The sequence below is a fragment of the Solirubrobacter deserti genome, assembly GCF_027587175.1.
Taxonomy (GTDB): domain Bacteria; phylum Actinomycetota; class Thermoleophilia; order Solirubrobacterales; family Solirubrobacteraceae; genus Solirubrobacter; species Solirubrobacter deserti.
This window is the reverse complement of the sequence record NZ_JAPCID010000069.1, coordinates 22354-37602: the sequence shown is the minus strand read 5'-3', so window position 1 is coordinate 37602 and position 15249 is coordinate 22354. Positions and strand designations below refer to the sequence as shown.

General features: G+C 75.1%; 16 protein-coding genes and 1 tRNA gene. 13 read left to right on the top strand and 4 right to left on the bottom strand.

All coding sequences use genetic code 11. From position 1 onward, the window contains the following. Positions 1 to 567: hypothetical protein (locus OJ962_RS30895; RefSeq protein WP_270006826.1), on the bottom strand; the 567-nt coding region annotated here is incomplete at its 3' end. Between the two features lie 70 nt (positions 568 to 637). On the opposite strand from OJ962_RS30895, the gene OJ962_RS30890 reads away from it, so the two are divergent. From OJ962_RS30890 to OJ962_RS30840, 11 genes are read left to right on the top strand one after another with little or no spacing between them, the layout of a single operon-like run. Then, positions 638 to 811: a hypothetical protein gene (locus OJ962_RS30890; RefSeq protein ID WP_270006825.1), complete on the top strand. Its 174-nt coding sequence runs from the start codon at positions 638 to 640 to the stop codon at positions 809 to 811. Positions 812 to 857: 46 nt separating this feature from the next. Beyond that, entirely contained in the window at positions 858 to 1109 is a 252-nt protein-coding gene (locus OJ962_RS30885) for a hypothetical protein (RefSeq protein WP_270006824.1), read from the top strand. Then, positions 1106 to 1597 (top strand): hypothetical protein, encoded by a 492-nt coding sequence (locus OJ962_RS30880; RefSeq protein WP_202955950.1) that lies wholly within the window; start codon positions 1106 to 1108, stop codon positions 1595 to 1597. Before OJ962_RS30885 ends, OJ962_RS30880 begins: the two co-directional genes overlap by 4 nt. A 42-nt stretch (positions 1598 to 1639) precedes the next feature. Further along, complete coding sequence (locus OJ962_RS30875) at positions 1640 to 1852, top strand: hypothetical protein (RefSeq protein WP_202955949.1); 213 nt, start codon at positions 1640 to 1642, stop codon at positions 1850 to 1852. Positions 1853 to 1862: 10 nt separating this feature from the next. Then, a complete protein-coding gene (locus OJ962_RS30870) occupies positions 1863 to 3191 on the top strand; it encodes an aminotransferase class I/II-fold pyridoxal phosphate-dependent enzyme (protein WP_202955948.1) in 1329 nt (442 codons plus the stop codon). A gap of 33 nt (positions 3192 to 3224) precedes the next feature. Then, positions 3225 to 4022, top strand: coding sequence for a hypothetical protein (locus OJ962_RS30865; RefSeq protein ID WP_202955947.1), 798 nt, complete (start codon positions 3225 to 3227; stop codon positions 4020 to 4022). Further along, positions 4019 to 4666 carry a 4Fe-4S single cluster domain-containing protein gene (locus tag OJ962_RS30860; protein ID WP_202955946.1) on the top strand — a complete coding sequence of 216 codons (648 nt, stop codon included), beginning with the start codon at positions 4019 to 4021 and terminating at the stop codon, positions 4664 to 4666. The genes OJ962_RS30865 and OJ962_RS30860 overlap by 4 nt, the downstream gene beginning before the upstream one ends. Then, a complete protein-coding gene (locus OJ962_RS30855; RefSeq protein WP_202955945.1) occupies positions 4663 to 5343 on the top strand; it encodes a hypothetical protein in 681 nt (226 codons plus the stop codon). Before OJ962_RS30860 ends, OJ962_RS30855 begins: the two co-directional genes overlap by 4 nt. Beyond that, a complete protein-coding gene (locus OJ962_RS30850; protein WP_202955944.1) occupies positions 5340 to 7145 on the top strand; it encodes an AAA family ATPase in 1806 nt (601 codons plus the stop codon). Before OJ962_RS30855 ends, OJ962_RS30850 begins: the two co-directional genes overlap by 4 nt. Next, positions 7142 to 8554 carry a hypothetical protein gene (locus OJ962_RS30845; protein WP_202955943.1) on the top strand — a complete coding sequence of 471 codons (1413 nt, stop codon included), beginning with the start codon at positions 7142 to 7144 and terminating at the stop codon, positions 8552 to 8554. The genes OJ962_RS30850 and OJ962_RS30845 overlap by 4 nt, the downstream gene beginning before the upstream one ends. After that, positions 8551 to 9288 carry a hypothetical protein gene (locus tag OJ962_RS30840; RefSeq protein WP_202955942.1) on the top strand — a complete coding sequence of 246 codons (738 nt, stop codon included), beginning with the start codon at positions 8551 to 8553 and terminating at the stop codon, positions 9286 to 9288. The genes OJ962_RS30845 and OJ962_RS30840 overlap by 4 nt, the downstream gene beginning before the upstream one ends. Here the strand turns inward: OJ962_RS30840 and OJ962_RS30835 are convergent. Then, a complete protein-coding gene (locus OJ962_RS30835; protein WP_202955941.1) occupies positions 9273 to 10025 on the bottom strand; it encodes a hypothetical protein in 753 nt (250 codons plus the stop codon). The two genes, OJ962_RS30840 and OJ962_RS30835, sit on opposite strands and share 16 nt — an antisense overlap. A gap of 836 nt (positions 10026 to 10861) precedes the next feature. On the opposite strand from OJ962_RS30835, the gene OJ962_RS30830 reads away from it, so the two are divergent. Together OJ962_RS30830 and OJ962_RS30825 are read left to right on the top strand one after the other, a co-directional pair. Continuing rightward, a tRNA-Thr gene (locus tag OJ962_RS30830) sits at positions 10862 to 10931 on the top strand. Positions 10932 to 10963: 32 nt separating this feature from the next. Continuing rightward, entirely contained in the window at positions 10964 to 11701 is a 738-nt protein-coding gene (locus OJ962_RS30825; RefSeq protein ID WP_202955940.1) for an FHA domain-containing protein, read from the top strand. Here the strand turns inward: OJ962_RS30825 and OJ962_RS30820 are convergent. Next, positions 11698 to 12222: a hypothetical protein gene (locus OJ962_RS30820; RefSeq protein ID WP_202955939.1), complete on the bottom strand. Its 525-nt coding sequence runs from the start codon at positions 12220 to 12222 to the stop codon at positions 11698 to 11700. The genes OJ962_RS30825 and OJ962_RS30820 overlap by 4 nt on opposite strands. A 75-nt stretch (positions 12223 to 12297) precedes the next feature. Further along, positions 12298 to 15156 (bottom strand): ATP-binding protein, encoded by a 2859-nt coding sequence (locus OJ962_RS30815; protein WP_202955938.1) that lies wholly within the window; start codon positions 15154 to 15156, stop codon positions 12298 to 12300. Positions 15157 to 15249: the final 93 nt, after the last annotated feature.

Genomic DNA, 15249 nt, shown 5'->3' with positions numbered 1-15249 from the left:
GTCGCACAGCGCGGCGGCGTGCGCGAGCGCGGCGGGCGCAAGCCGGTCGGCGGCCAGCAGGCGCACGCGGCAGCGCAGACCGCGCTCGTCGCCGGCGGGCGGCTCGAGCTCGATCGCCAGCGCCGCGCGCTCGCAGCTCTCCGCGAGCGCGCCGACGGCCCCCGCGAGCGAGGCGCGCATGGCCGGCGAGAGCGGCTCGATCGGGCCAGGCGTGAGCTCGGCGGCGTCGAGCGCCTTGAACGCCAGGCCTTCCCGGCTCAGCGCCGACTCGCCGCGCAGCAGCCGCCAGCGCGCGTCGGCCAGCACGGGACGCACGAGCTGCGCGACGTCGCGCTCGAGCTCGAGCCGGTCGACGATCACACCGAGCCCGTCCGCGGTGACGATCACGCAGTCGGCGACCAGTGCGTCGCGCGCGGGGACGACGATCCGCCGCTCGACGCGCAGCGGCGCGCCGGGCCACGCGGCGAGACCGCGTCCGAGCGCGAGCCAGCGTTCGGGGTCGAGGTGGTCGCCATCGTCGCCGAGCACGCGCCAGGCGAGCACGAGCCGGGAATCAACTGTCTGCATGGGCTCTGGTCCTTGACGGAGGCACCGGTGTGACATGTCGCAAGTCGCGCGCGGCCCACGTGGAGTGGGCATGACCGCCACCGCCAGCCTCACCCCCGAAGTCCTCGCGCGGCGCGAGCTCGCCCACGCGCAGGCCCTGATCGCGCTCGGCGACGCCGAGCCGACCGGCCGCCTGGCCTCGATCCTGGCCGCCGACGTCGCCTACCGGCCGGAGGGCGCGCCACCCCGGGGGGGGCAGGCCTGACCAGGGCCGGAGGACCAGTCCCTCCCGCACCGGCGGGGCGGCGGCCTTGGGGGCGCCCGCCGCGGCCGGCGCCCTGATGAACACGTTCGCGCCGGACCCGAGCGACTACGACTCGCCCGCCGGCCGGGCGGCGCACCACGAGGAGATGTACGGCGACCACCGCGAGCGTGAGCTCGAGGAGCGTCGCCTGCAGGGGGAGCGCCAGGCCGAGTCGGAACGCCGCCGGCGCATGATCCCCGGCGTCCACGCCACTCCTGACCCGCGGCGCGCCGCGCGCGCGCTGCTGCGGCGGCCGTGAGCCTGCTGTTCGGCTCGCCCCAGGTGGGCGACCACGTGCGCGCCCGGCGCGCGATCGCGTCGGGCTGGATGGACGCGCTGACCGGCGCGACCTCCGTGCCGAAGGGGAGCACGGGGATCGTGCGCGAAGTTCGCAACGGCTGGTTCTCGTCCTCGCTCGTGGTCGAGTTCGACGGCGGCTGGACGACCCGCACGATCCGTGACGTGCGCCCCTCCGACGTCAGCCGCACGTGGATGTCCGGCGAGCGGGCCTGGCAGCGCCGGCGCGACGTCGGCGTCGGCGTGCGCATCGGACTCTTCCTCGTGTTCGGCCTGCCGGCGCTCGTCTCGCTCGCGCTCTACTTCCTCGGCGGGGGCACGCTCGCGGCACTGATCCCGGCGCTGCTCGAGGAGGGCGTGAGGTTCGCGCTGCAGGTCGCGTCGGTGATCGGACCGCTCGGCGTGCTGCTCGTTGTCGGGGGGCTCTACCTGCGCTCCAAGCGCCGCTGAGCCGCCGTGTCGTAAGCCGGGGCGGGCGCCCGTGGAGCGTGCATGACGACCTCCACGATCACCCGCCAGGTCCCCCGCTACACCCGCGAGGAGCTCGACCAGCGTTTCGGCGCGTCGCTCGCCGCGACGCTGAACTCCGCGCAGGTGCGCGGGCGCGACCGCTTCGCCACGCCGTCGGTCCTGACCGGCGCCGCCCGCGTCGAGGACATCTACGCCTCAGACGTCTCCATCTCGGCCGCCAAGCAGAAGCTCTAGGCTGGCCGCGATGCGCCTCGGAACCCCCTCCTCGCACGACGGCGCGTTCGGCGCCGCCGAGAACCTGATCGCGGAGCTGCACGGCGCCGACCGAGCCGTGATGTCGGTGACCGGCAGCTCCGGGTCAAACCAGGCCGTGCTGCTGATGCTCTCGCGCCTGGCGCCGGACGCCACCGTGCTCGTCGCGCGCAACGCCCACCACTCGACGATTCACGCGTTGATGGCGTTCGGCGTCGGGTTCGAGTTCCTTCCCGCCGGCTACGACACGACCTTCGGGGCGCTGCTGCCGCCGTCGCCGCAGGAGGTCGCACGGGCGCTCGAGCGCCGGCCGGACGCCCGCGCGGTGCTGCTGACGAGCCCGACCTACGAAGGGCTGGCCGCGCGCGTCGGCGAGATCGCCGAGGTCGTCCGCGCCGGCGATCCCGACCGGCTGCTGGTGGTCGACGAGGCGTGGGGCGCGCACCTCGCGTTCCACGAGCAGCTGCCGACGCCGGCCGTCCAACAGGGCGCCGACATCGTCATCCAGTCCACGCACAAGCAGGGCGGGAGCCTGCAACAGACCGGGATCATCCTGTGGCGCGAGACGCGCGTGGACAGCGCGCTGATGGCCGAGGCGCACGAGCACTGGCAGACGACGAGCCCGAGCTTTCACCTGCTCGCCTCGATCGACGCCGCGCACCGCGAGCTGGCCGTCGACGGGCGTGACCTGATCGCCGCCTCGATCGAGCGCACCGACCGCCTGAACACGCTCGTCGCCGAGCGCCTGCCGGGGCTCGAGCGCTTCGTCACGCCCGAGCGGCTGGAAGCGCTGAGCGACCGCGTCGACGGTTTCGACCGTACCAAGACGACGTTCGCGCTGACCGCCTACGGACGCCGCGGACACGAGCTCTCTGACCGGCTGATCGACGCGCACGGCGTGACGCTCGAGACGGCGGGCCTGAACACGATCATGTTCCTCTTCCCCTTCCAGCTGCCCGAGCGAGCCGAGGAGCGCGCCGTGGACGCGCTGGTCGCGGAGCTCGAGGGCGAGCTGGCCGAGCCCGGGACACCTCCGCGGCTGCCGTCGGACCCGTTCGCCACGCTCAGCTCGGCGCCGGACAGCGACCCGTCGGCCGCCTCGCGGGCGGCCTACCGCGACGGCGTGACGCTTGACGTGACGGAGGCGATCGGCCGCATCAGCGCCGCGGCGGTCGAGGCCATCCCGCCCGGCATCCCCGTGCTCCTGCCCGGCTTCCGAGTGACGCGGGAGGCGGTGGAGTACCTGCGCGAGGTGCGCTCCTGCGGGGGCAAGGTCACCGGGGTCGATCCCGGCGTCACCCAGCTGCGCGTGTTGCCGTAGTCACACCGGCGGCGGCGGAGGTGGTTGGCGTGTGTGTCAGACGCCACCCCCGATGCCTTCGCCCCCGCCGCCGAGCACGCGCACCTGCGCGCGTACGCCCAGGAGCGCGGCCGCGCGGACGCCGTACGCCACCAGGACGACCTGCTCCGTCGTCGCCTGCCGTTCGCCGACGAGATCCGCGCGCTCGCCCAGCGGCGCATGGGCCTGCTCGCCGCCCGCAGGGCAGAGCTGATCACCGAGGCCGAGGCGCACGCCGAGGCCGCGGAGCACCGCCACCGGCTCGCGCTCACCGAGCGCGACGCCGCGCGCCACGCACTCGACGCGGAGGGCGTGCCGAGCACGGAGCGCGACCTGCCGCCGCTCGAGCGCGCCGCGCTGGCCCGCGCGCTCGCGCTCGGGATCGCCGTCGCCGGGCTGGCCGGTGCGGCCGTGCTCGTGCTGGCGCTGCGCTCCGACGCGCCGGCGCTGTGGACGGCGCTGGCCGCGCTGACCGCGCTCACGCCCTGCGCGGCGCTGATCGTGGTGGCGGCGCGCGAGCGCTCGCCGGCGCCCGAGGCGGCGCGGCTGACTGCGCTGCGGCGCTCCGCCGTCCGCTCTCACCGCGAGGCGAGCGAGGCGTCCGCGGAGGCGCTCGAGGCGCGCGAGCGCGTCCACACCATCGCCACCCGCGCGGCGGAGCTCGCCACGGCCGAGCGCGCGCTTGCCGGTGAGCTGCTCGCCGCCTACGTCTCCGCCGCGTTCGCGGCGCTCGCGCCGGGCGCGCTCGCCGACAGCGCGGACTTCGGCGCGCAGCCGGACGTCGTGCCGCCCCGGCCGGAGTGGGTCACGTGACCCGCCATCACGGGATCGACGAACCCGGCACGGTCTACGTCGCGCGCCTGCAGCGCTCGACCGCCGTCCTCGGCCCGGGGGACCGCGCCGCGGTCTGGGTGCAGGGCTGCGAACTGCGCTGTCACGGCTGTCTCGCCGCCGAGACGCACCCGCGGGGCGGCACGCCGTACGCGGTCGAAGCGCTGGTCGACTGGCTGGTGGCCGCCGGAGGCGACGGCGTGACGTTCTCCGGCGGCGAGCCGATGCTGCAGGCCGCCGCGCTCACACGCGTGGTCGACCTGCTGCGAACGCGCCGGCCCGGCCTGTCGGTGATGGTCTACACGGGCTACCGCCTCGAGTGGCTGCGGCGGTCCGGAGCGCCCGCGCAGCGCGCCCTGCTCGAGCGCGCCGACCTGCTGGTGGACGGGCCCTACGTCGAGCGCCGGCACGCGCCCCTGCGCTGGCGCGGGTCGCGCAACCAGCGCCTGATCGACCTCAGCGGCCTCCACGCGGGCCAGCTCACGCCCGACGTGTCCGCCGGCCTCGAGCTCGAGCTCGACGAGCAGCTCGGGCTGCTGGTCACGGGCGTGCCGCCGCTGCCGCACCTGCGCGACTGGCTGGCGGGCGTCACATCCGCGGACGAGACGGCGGCCAGCGGGTCATGAGTGGAGTCACCATCCCGCTCCGGGTCATCGCCGGAGCCGCCACCGCGGCGGAGCTCGCCGCCGCCCGCGACCGCTTCCTCGCCGGTCGCCGCGTTCGCGTCCAGACCGCCTGCGCCGCCCGCTCGGCGAGCACCGCGATGGAGCGGCTCGCCGCCCGTCGCGAAGCGGTCGGACGCTGCGCTCCGCCCCGCCTGCGCGCCGCGGCCGACGCCGCGCTGGCGCGCGCCGTGTCGGCGCCGACGCGCGTTGCGACCCGCGACGCGCTCGCGGCCGTCGAGGCGCTCGAGCAGGCGGAGGAGCGCGCCGCGCTCGCCCGCGCCGAGCAGGAGCTCGTGCTCGCGCGGCTGGTGAACGCGCTGCCCGAGGGCATGGTCCCGGGCACGCAGGCCCGGCGGACCGCGGACGGGACGCTGTCAGTGCGCACGAGCTATGCCGGCGGGCAGGTGGACATCAACCTCGCCGCGGACGGCCGCGCGCTCGCGCTCGACATGGCCGCCTCCGGCGTCCACGAGCTGCAGACCTCGGCGGGCGCGCTCGTGGGCTGCGAGGCCGAGCTCGCGCTCAGCCGCCGGATGGCCGAGACGTGGCGACGTGCGGGGATCGACGTCGCGGTGGCCGAGCCCGAGGCGCCGGCGGGCCGGGCGGCGCACGCCGCGGGTCGCGGCGCCGGGCGATGACGGCCCTGACCTCACCCCATCTGACCGCGGTCGCCGCGGCCGTGGCGGACGGCGCGCACGTGGTCCTGCGCGGCCACGTCGGCGACGAGGCGCTGCTCGACGGGCGCGTCTTGGACGAGCGCCACGCCTTGCGCGAGGAGCTGCGCACCGGCGCAGGCGCGGAGCTCGTCCTGAGCGCCGACGCCGCGGACGGCCTGACGCCGATCGATCCGCGCGACCGCGCGGAGGCCGAGCGGCTGCTCGCGGCCGCGCCAGTCGCTCGCGACGCACTCGGAGCGTCGGCCGCCCCGCGGCTCGGCGCGGCGTCGCCGCTGGACATCATGCGCGCGATCCGCGCGCTCGTCGCCCAGCGCGGGCGCTGCTGCGCGATCCTGCTCGAGGACTGCGACCTGCTCTTCGACGCGTCCACGGACACGGGCCGGCGCGCGCTGGGGATCCTGCGCGCCGCGGTGCGCGAGGCGGAGTGCGTCGCGCGCGACGGCTTCGTCGCGCCGCGCAACGCGGTGATCGTGTGCGCGCCGGCGGGCGTGCCGTTCATCGAGGGCATGCCGGGCGTGCGCACGGTCCACGCGTCGCCGCCCCAGCGTGACGAGCGCGGCGCGGTCCTGCGACTGCTCGGCGGCGGCTTCCACGGCGCGGCCGCGCTCGCCGGCGACGAGCGCGACGCCGCGCTGCAGACGCTGGCGGACGGTCTCCCGGGCCGCGCCGTGCGCGACCTCGAGCAGGCGCGGCGGGCCTCCTGCCACCTGGCGACCGAGCTTGGGCGGCCAGGCGCGCTGCTCAGCGGCTTGGCGCGCCGGCACGCGCAGGGGACGCCGTTCGAGGCGCTCGCTCTGGACGACCTCGGCGAGCGCCTGCGGCGTGACGTGATCGGCCAGCCGACCGCGATCGACGGGCTGCTCGAGCGGCTGGCCGACGCGCGCTGGCCCGACCCGCAGCGCCCCGCCGGCGAGCGGCTCGGGCCTCCGCGGCTCGTCGCCCTGATGCCGGGGCCGCCCGGCGTGGGCAAGACCGAGACCGCGCGGACGCTCCAGCGCGCGCTGTCGGGCAACGCCGACGACCTGCTGCGCGTCGACTGCTCCGAGCTGCGCAACCCGCACGACGTCGCGCGCCTGACGGGCGCGCCGCCCGGCTTCGTCGGCTACGAGGCGGGCGGCGCGATCACCGACGCGCTCGCCGAGCGCCCGGCGCGCGTGGTGCTGCTCGACGAGATCGACAAGGCGCACCCGGACGTGCTCGCGCTGCTGCTGGCGGTGATCGAGGAGGGCCGGCTGACCGACGGCCGCAACCGCACGGCGAGCTTCGCCCACGCTGCCGTGCTGCTCACCTGCAACCTCGGCGACGGCGAGATCGCGCGCCTGGTGGCGCGTCCCGAAGGCCCGCCCGACACGGCCGAGCTGCTCGCCGAGACGCGCGCGATCGCGCAGCGCGCGCTGTGCGAGAACCCGGACCTGCAGCGCGTCGGGCGCCCGCTGTGGAGCCGCATCGCGGGCGACGTGCTGCCCTACGACATCCTGCGCCGCGCGAGCCTGCCTGGGCTGGCCGCGCGCCAGGCGCATCACATCGAGACGAACTTCGCTGACGACCACGGTGTGAACGTCTCGATCGATCACGCGTCGCTCGCGTCCGCCCTGGACGCCCAGCTCGACGCCGACGGCCGCTGGGACGGCCGTGAGATGGTCCGCCTGACGCGCCGGCTGCTGGTCCGGCCGCTGCGCTCCGCGCTCATCCACGGAGCCCGCGGGCCCGTGCGCGCGGGCTTGGCGCCCGACGGCACGCTGCGGATCGAGGAGCGCTCGTGAGCGCGCCGCCACAGGTCGTGCCGGGCACCCGCCCGATCGTGGGCGAGGACTTCGTGCCGAGCCTCCCGCGCCACCGCGAGGACCCCGCGGCGGCCGAGCGCGGCTACAGCGCGGCGGCGCGCGCGGCACGGGTGGACGCCGTCGCGCGCGACCTCGCCGCCGCCACCCAGCGCGGCCTGGTCGGGCCCGGCCCGGTCACGACGGCGCTGACGGACGAGATCTCGCAGCTGACCCGCTCGGGCGTCGCGCTCGAGTTGCGCGCGCACGTACCCGAGCGGGCGGCCGCCGTGGCCGGCGTGGCGGGGGCGCAGGAGGCCGTGGAGCTGGCCGAGCAGGCGGAGCGGCGCGCCGTGGCCGAGCGCGAGCGCCTGCGCGTGGAGGAGCCGGACGAGCCGGCCACCGGCACGCGCCTCACGCACCCGCTCGTGGCGCTGCTGATGTTCCCGATCCTGTTCTTCCTCGAGGTGCAGCTCTCGGCGCCCGCCGTGCGCCCGGCGCTGGAGACGGACACGCGCACCGCCGTGCAGGTGACCGCCGCGCTCGCTCTGTTGCTGACCGCGGGCGCGGAGCTCGGGGGCCTCGGGCTCGGCAGCCTCGTGACCCACCACCGGCGGCTCGCGCGGTTGACCCTCGTCGTGCTGGCGCTGGCGACGATCGGGTGCGTCGGCTGGGCGGTCGTCGCCCTCGCGACCGGGCGCGAGGACAACCTCGCCTACCGCGACCAGCTGCGCAGCCAGGCGAGCGCGGGGCAGACGACGGGCCGCGGATTCGGTGCCGCGGCGCCCCAGGGTGACGCTCGTCCGAGCGCCGAGGCGGCGCAGGACGGTCCGAACCTCGCCTTCGTCGTCCCGATCACGCTCGCCGCGCTGCTGGCCGCGATGACGCTGTCGATGCGCGCGACGGTCGCGCACCCGCACCGCGGGTGGCGCAAGCGTGACGCGGCCGCCGAGACGCGCCGGCGCGAGGCGGTCGAGAAGGTCGCCGCCCAGCGCGTGCGGCTCACGGAGGCTTCGCGCCGGCTCGACGCGTCCGACCTGCACGTCGGCGCGTTCAGCGAGCGCGAGGCGGCCGCCGCGGCCGAGCTGACGGCGCGGCTGCGGATCGAGTACGAGCGCGCCTGCCACGCGCGCGGCGTGCGAGCGCTCGAGCTCGCGCTCCCCGAGCCGCCCTCCGCGCAGGAGATCGCGCTCGCGCTGCTGGACCCGCAGCGTGCGATCAGCACGCAGCCCGTCGTCGTCCCGACGGTCGTCGGCGGCAACCCGCCGGCGCCCGCTCCGGAGCCGGAGCCCGTCACACCGGACGTGCCGTTCGTGACCGTCGAAGAACCGGCGCCGGAACCGGCGCCCGATCCCATCCCTCCCAGGAACTCTCCGGCCGGCTGGAGCTGGCTGGATCAGGAGCCCGTATGACCCCCACCCGCAGGACCCTCGCACTGTCTCTCCTGTGCACCGCGCTCGCCGCCGCCGGCTGTGGCGACGACGACGGACCGCAGCAGCTGGCCTCGGGCTGCGCGCTCGCCGACGTCTCCGGCTCCACGCGCACCGCGCGCTCGGAGTACGCCGGCGCGTTCGCCTCCTTCGCGCGCCACATCGGCGAGCGCGGCTCCGGTCGGCTGTGCCTGATCATCGCCGCCGGCGACCCGATCGCCGAAAGCGCTCCGCTGTTCGCGCCCGTCGGGCCCAGCGAGGAGCACCGCGACAGCCCCGACTACGCGCCGGGCGAGATCACCGAGAACGTCAACGTCGCGCGGACGGACTTCGAGTCGATGATGACCGACCCGCCGGTCTCAGCCCGCGGCTCCGCGCTCGTCGAGGCCGCGGTGGTCGCCGCGGACGTGCTCGCGCCCGGCGACCGGCTGACGATCCTCTCGGACGGGATTCAGACGAGCGAGACCGTCGGCGACTTCCACGACGTCGACCTCTCCGAAGCGGGCATCACGGCGTTGCTCGACCGCCTCGAGCAGGCGGGGCTGCTGGCCGACCTGCAAAATGTAACGGTCGAGATGCCGCTGCTGCTCTACCACCCCGGCGGGCTCAACATGAGCGCTGAGCGCCAGGCCGCGATCCGGCGCTTCTGGCAGCGCTGGGCCGAGCGCGCGGGCGCGCGGCTCGACCTCAGCCCGCAGCCTCAGAGGATCTCGTAGGGCGCGAGGTCGCGGCCGCGGTGGCGCATGACTTCGGCATTGTGCGCGGCGTCGCGCGCGATGTCGGGCTGGCCCGCCGCTGCCGCCCGCTCGGCGAGATCGGCGGTCGCGGTGGCGAACGGCTCGGTCTGCGCGCCGTCGGCCAGCGCTTGGAGGTAGCCGACGACCTCGAGCCCCGCCTGCACCTTGATGGTGCCGCGCTCATCGCCCTTCGTCTCGGCCAGCGCGCGTTCGTAGCTGGCACGCGCCTCGTCGAGCCGACCGGCGACGGTCAGCATGAAGCCGGACTTCTCGGGCAGGACGCGTGCGACCAGTGCGGGCGTGGGGCCGAAGTCGAAGCGCCGCTCGCCCGCGGTGAAGTGCCGAAGCTCTCGCAGCATCTGCAGTGCCTCCTCCGACATCTGCATGCGGTCCAGCGTGCGGCCCCGGACGTAGTCGTCGTTGACCACGCTGAGCTGGCGAAACGCGTCGCTCATGATCATCATCGCGACGCCCTCGAGCCAACCGACGGACCCGAACCGGGCGAGCGCCCGCGCCCGCCAAAGCCCGACCTGCGCGCCGACCGGAGCCGCCGCGAGCATCGCCAGCCGGCAGCTCTCCGCGTCGTGCCCGTTCGGCTCGCGCGCCTCGATCGACTCGAGCTGGGCGTGCATCAGCTCGAGCAGTGCTTCCTGGTCGTCGCGGAACAGCTCAGCGGCCTTGGCGTAGAGCTCCGCAGCAGTCAGATTCTCGGCCACGTACTCGCATTGTCGCACCTGACAGGTGCCGGCGGTCCATGACGGCTCGTCCGGGCTATGTCATCGGTGAACCCGTTCCGCGAGCGGGGCCAGAGAACCCGAGGAACGGCGTCAGATCGTGATCTGAGTAGAACCGGTTACCGCATTCGCTGATCAACGGACCTGCGGGGTTGGCAAAGGCGCTGCCGTTGAACGTCTTTGGGACGAATCCCGTGAAAACTCGGCTCACGCAGTCAACGAAACCGCCGGCGACCGGCCGATGGTCCGTGCCGCCACATTGAGGACACATGGCTGTGTTCACATACGAGATCATTGCGGATTGGACTCCCCGACTCCAGACGATACGGAGCCGGCGACATCACCACGCGCACCGCGCGTACTCAAAGTAAGTCGATTGGCCGGCACACGGCCGGTCTGCCCGCTGATCCCGGCGATGCAATTCGTCGGCTGCGAGGGCTTCCCCGGCCTTGGTTCCCCACGGACCTGCCACGCCCCCGCCTGCGCCGCGCACCTGCACATCTCGTGGACTTCCCCGTGCTACGGCACCGGGACGCCGTCAGTGCCGTGCGAGTGGGTCACGGCATTCACCACGCGCCGCACCGGCAGCGCCAGCCAACAGTCGTTCGGCGCAGCGCGGTCGTCCACCTGCGATGGGACGACTTGGCTCCACCGAGCACACCGGGATTACTACGCGGTCGCCGCGTCCTCCTCGCACGCGGCCGACCTCGGCCGCCGTTCGGTGACAATTGGGTGACAGAAACCCCACCGATTCGGCGAAATCGGCGGGTACGACAACCTCCGCGGAACGCCGTGAAAGCGCCGTTTTTCCAGGCGTTAACTGTGTTTGCGAACGGCAGGCACTTGCGCCTTGTAAGCGGTGGGTCGTCGGTTCGAATCCGATCTCCGGCTTGTGCAGACGACGAGCGCCGATCGCGTACGTGCCTGGTGAACCGGTTCGCCCGGACGGTGCCGCGGAGCTCGCCCGCATCGCGCAGGTGGCCGGCGGCCAGCCGTACGTCGCCTGGCGCGACGCCGACGGCGTCCTGCGGATCCACGCCCTGACACCGCGCGCGCCGGCCACGGTCGGACGGGTCGACGGCACGGTCTCGTTCCCGGCGCACCGGAAGGTCTCGCGCGAGCACGCGGAGATCACGCTGCGCACGTACGGCGACCCGCCCGCGGTCTGCGTGTACCTGCTGGACACCGCGTCCAAGCACGGCACCGAGCACCGGTCCGTGCGGCTGCGCCAGGGCGTCGCGGTCGAAACCGGATCGTGGATGCTCGCCCCGCGGATGCCCGCGCGGCCGGCGCAGCTGGACGCCGGCGAGCATGACGTGCGCCTCGCGGGCGAGCGCTTCCTCCTGGTCGGCGGCGTCCCGCTCGACGAGGGGCGCACGTCGGACCGCGACGAGCTGCCGCAGCCCACCGCTCGCCAGCGGGAGGTGCTGGTGGAGCTGTGCCGGCCGTTCTTCGCCGCCCCGGGCGAGCTCGTGGCGACGCCGAGCAACGCGCAGATCGCGGCCCGGCTGCAGCCGCCGATCGGCCCGGAACGCGTGAGCGACCTGCTCAGCGACCTCTACCGGCTCTACGACCTGCGCGGGACCAAGGAGCAGAACCGCCTCCAGCTCGTCGCGCTCGCGCAGCGGCACCTGCTCGACGCCGGCGACTACGGCTAGCGCGTCAGCCGCGGCGGGGTGAGGTCCGCGAACGCGTAGGCCACCACCGGGGACAGCTCGTGCGCGGTGGCGCCGGTTCCGGAGAGATGCGCGAAGCGCACGTGCGGCCAGGCCGCGGCGCGGTCGTCGAGGGACAGCGCCGGGCGCAGCAGTGCGGGCGTGCGGCGTGCGTGCGACACGCTGGCGCGCAGGAAGCGCAGGCCGTGGTCGCGTAGGTCGTGGGGCAGCCAGTCCAGCGCGGGAACGGGGAGCGGCGCGAGCTCGCGCGCGATCGCGTGCGCGAACCGGGCCAGCGCGGGCGGCGCCTCAGCGAACCGCTCGCTGAGCAGCGTCGCCTCGGCCTGCGGGCCGCCGAGGATCACGAGAATCGGCCGCCCATGCTCGATGCGGGCCCGGACGTCCTCGGCCTCCCGCGCGTCCGGCCACAGGTCCAGGGGCTCCGGGGTGCGGTGACGGATCCGGCGCGGGCCCTCGAAGACGATCAGCGCGTCGCCGCACTCGATCGCGGCCGGCAGGCTCATGCTGGCCGAAGCTAGGCCAAGCCCCGCCGCGCGTCATCGCAGGAACTGCATATCTGTCCGCGGGAGCCATATAGGTCAGGCCGGACCGGAGCGGTGGACGAGCGCGGCGGCCTGGCCGCGCGTGCTGACGTCGAGCTTGCCGAGGATCTTCGAGACGTGCAGCGCGGCCGTGCCCTCGGTGATGTGCAGCGCCGCGCCGATCTGCCGGTTGGTGCGACCTTCGGCGACGAGCCTGAGCACCTCCAGCTCGCGCGGCGTCAGCCGCTCCTCGGGGCCGGCGGACTCGAGCTGGCCGACGACGGCGCGGCGCAGGCGCTTGCGGGTGGCGAGGCTCTCGGCCCACGCCTTGAGCGGGAGCGCGCCGAGCGCGTTGGCGACGTCGAGCGCCTTCGAGAGCGCGTGCGCCGCCTCCTCGCGCTCACGGTCGGCGAGCCGGGCCTCGGCCTCCCGCACGCGGGCGTACGCGGCCCGGTAGGGGTGGACGAGCCGGTCCCAGTGGCCGGCGACCCCGGCCCACTCATCGGCGAACGAGGCGCCGCGCGCACGGGCGGACTCCGCACGCGCGCCCGCCAGATGCGCGAGGGCGATCGGCGGCGACGCTTCATCGAGGAACGCCGCCAGCCAGGCGGTGAGGCGCTCGGCCTCGTCCGGCGCGCCCGCGTCCGCCGCCGCGCGCACCGCCGTGCTCACCAGCGCCGGCGTGTAGAGCCGCTCCTCGCGCCCGCGCACGCGCTCGAGCTCGGCCACGGCGGTCGCCAGTGCCTGGTCGGGCTCGCCCGCCGTCAGCTGCAGCTCGACCACGCACGCCGCCACGTAGGCCGTCCACTCCGTCGCCGAGGACTCACGCAACTGCCCGCTCGCCTCGTCGAGCCAGGCCCGCGCCCGCTCGAACTCGCCGCGCCCCGCCGCGAGCTGGCCGGAGACGGTCAGGCGCAGCAACGTCTCGGTCCAGGTCAGCGACGCGCCCTCGAGCCGGTCGATCCGTGCCTGCGCCGCGTCCCAGTGGCCGAGCTCGAACTCGTCCTCGGCGGCGTTGAGTGCGAAGTAGCGGCCGTAGGAGGCTTCGACGCCGAGCCGTCGCGACGCGTCGATCCCGGCGGCCATGACCTCCAAGGCGCCGGGGAGGTCGCCCCGCAGCCGGCGGATCTCACCGAGGTGGACGTAGGCGCCGGTGACATCCTCGGGCCGCCCGAGCGCCTCGCCGATGCGCCGCGCGATGCCGAGGTGTTGCTCGGCCGCCTCGAAGTCACCGAGGTAGGCGAGCACGAGCCCGAGCACCGAGCGCGCGAAGCCCTCCTCGGCGTCGGCGCCCGCCCGCTGCGCGATCGCGAGCGCGCGTTCGGCCCGCTCGCGCGCCTCGTCCCAGCGCACGTTCAGCGTCAGCGTGAGGCTCTCGTTGCTGAGCAGGCGGGCGCGCTCGGCGCTGGCGCTGTCGTCGAGGCGTTCCAGCGCCTCGCTGTAGATGGTCAGCGACTTGTCGAGGTGATGGTCTTGGAAGCGGCCGAGCCGCTCGAAGAACGCCGCGGCCCGGTGCGGGTCCGGGTTCTCACCGAGCGTCGCCAGCCCGAGCTCGCACCACTGGATCGGCAGCTCGTCCGCGCCCGCCCGGTAGGCCGCGTCGGCGGCGTCGAGCAGGATCGCGGCGTGGTCGAGCTCAGGCGCGCCGGGCGCGCTCCAGAGGGAGACGGCGGCCGTGTAGTGCTCGACCGCCTCGCTGTAGGCATAGACGCCGCTGGCGGCCCGCGCCGCTTCCAGCGACGCCTCGAGCGCCGCCGCGCTATCGCCGGCCGCCCGCCATTGAACCGCCAGCTCGGCGGCGTCGGTGAGGTCCCGGCGCTCGCGCAGCGCGCCCGCCACGGCGCGGTGCAGGCGCTGGCGCTCCCCCGGCAGCAGCGCCTCGTAGACCGCTTCGCGTGTGAGCGCGTGGCGGAACGTCAGCATCGCGCCGCCGGCCTCGACGACGTGGGAGTCGACCGCGCTGCGCAGCCGCCGGGACAGCTCGGGCTCGGCCACGGCGGCCGCGCGCGCCAGCAGGTCGTGCTCGACCGCGCGCCCGAAGGCGGCGAGCACCTGCACGACGTGCTGGGTCTCGGGGCTGAGCGCGCGGACGCGCTCGAGCAGCGTGGCGGCGTGCCCGGGCGCCAGGGGCGCCTCGGCCGTGCCGCCGTGGGCGATCAGCTCCTCGACGTAGAACGGGTTGCCCTGCGTGCGCGCGGCGATGCGGCGGGTGACGGCCACGTCGGGGGCACGCAGCAGGATCGCCTCGATCTGCTGGCTGACCTGGGCCTCGTCGAGTGGGCCGAGGGCGATCGCCTCGACGGCGGCGCAGCGCTCGAGCTGGTCGACGTAGCGCTCGAGCGCCTGCAGGTCGCGGCCGTCGTGCAGACGGTGCGTGGCGACGAGCAGGACCCGTTCGCGGCGCGCGTTGCGGGCTACGAAAGACAGGAAGTCCAGCGTGGAGGGGTCGGCCCAGTGGATGTCCTCGATGACCAGGACGACCGGCGTCTCTTCGGCCAGCCGCGCGAGCAGCTCCAGCAGGTACTCGTACTGGCGGCCCTGGGCGCCGCGCGAGCTGTCACGACCGGCCACTGCGTGGCCACCGAGTGCAGGAAGCAGGGACGCCAGCTCGGCGACCAGCGCCTCGGGCAGCCCGTCGGCCGCGGCGGCGAGCCGATCGCCGGGCACGTCGCGCAGCGCGGCGACCAAAGGCCCGTAGGGCGCCTCTTCGCCGGCGATCGGGAAGCAGCTGCCGCGCAGCGTCAGCGCGCCGGGCGTCTGAAGCTCCCGCACCAGGCGCGACTTGCCGATGCCCGCGTCGCCCTTGATCAGCGCCAGGGTGAACTCGCCCGCGGCCGCGCGGTCATAGAGCCGGCCCAGCCGGTCGAGCTGGGCCTCGCGGCCGATCAGGCGCGGGCTCGAGATCCGCTCGGGCACACCCGCACCCTATAGCGCACCGCGCCGACATGACACCCCTCCCTTCACGGTGGTCGCCCCTCCGTAACCGTAATAGTCACTTACCTGAGTCAG

Bases quoted from the DNA above. Each gene is read 5' to 3' on its own strand.
- OJ962_RS30820 (WP_202955939.1), bottom strand. From the start codon at position 12,222: ATGAGCCTGCCGGCCGCGATCGAGTGCGGCGACGCGCTGATCGTCTTC.
- OJ962_RS30870 (WP_202955948.1), top strand. From the start codon at position 1,863: ATGCGCCTCGGAACCCCCTCCTCGCACGACGGCGCGTTCGGCGCCGCC.
- OJ962_RS30890 (WP_270006825.1), top strand. From the start codon at position 638: ATGACCGCCACCGCCAGCCTCACCCCCGAAGTCCTCGCGCGGCGCGAG.
- OJ962_RS30850 (WP_202955944.1), top strand. From the start codon at position 5,340: ATGACGGCCCTGACCTCACCCCATCTGACCGCGGTCGCCGCGGCCGTG.
- OJ962_RS30840 (WP_202955942.1), top strand. From the start codon at position 8,551: ATGACCCCCACCCGCAGGACCCTCGCACTGTCTCTCCTGTGCACCGCG.
- OJ962_RS30875 (WP_202955949.1), top strand. From the start codon at position 1,640: ATGACGACCTCCACGATCACCCGCCAGGTCCCCCGCTACACCCGCGAG.
- OJ962_RS30855 (WP_202955945.1), top strand. From the start codon at position 4,663: ATGAGTGGAGTCACCATCCCGCTCCGGGTCATCGCCGGAGCCGCCACC.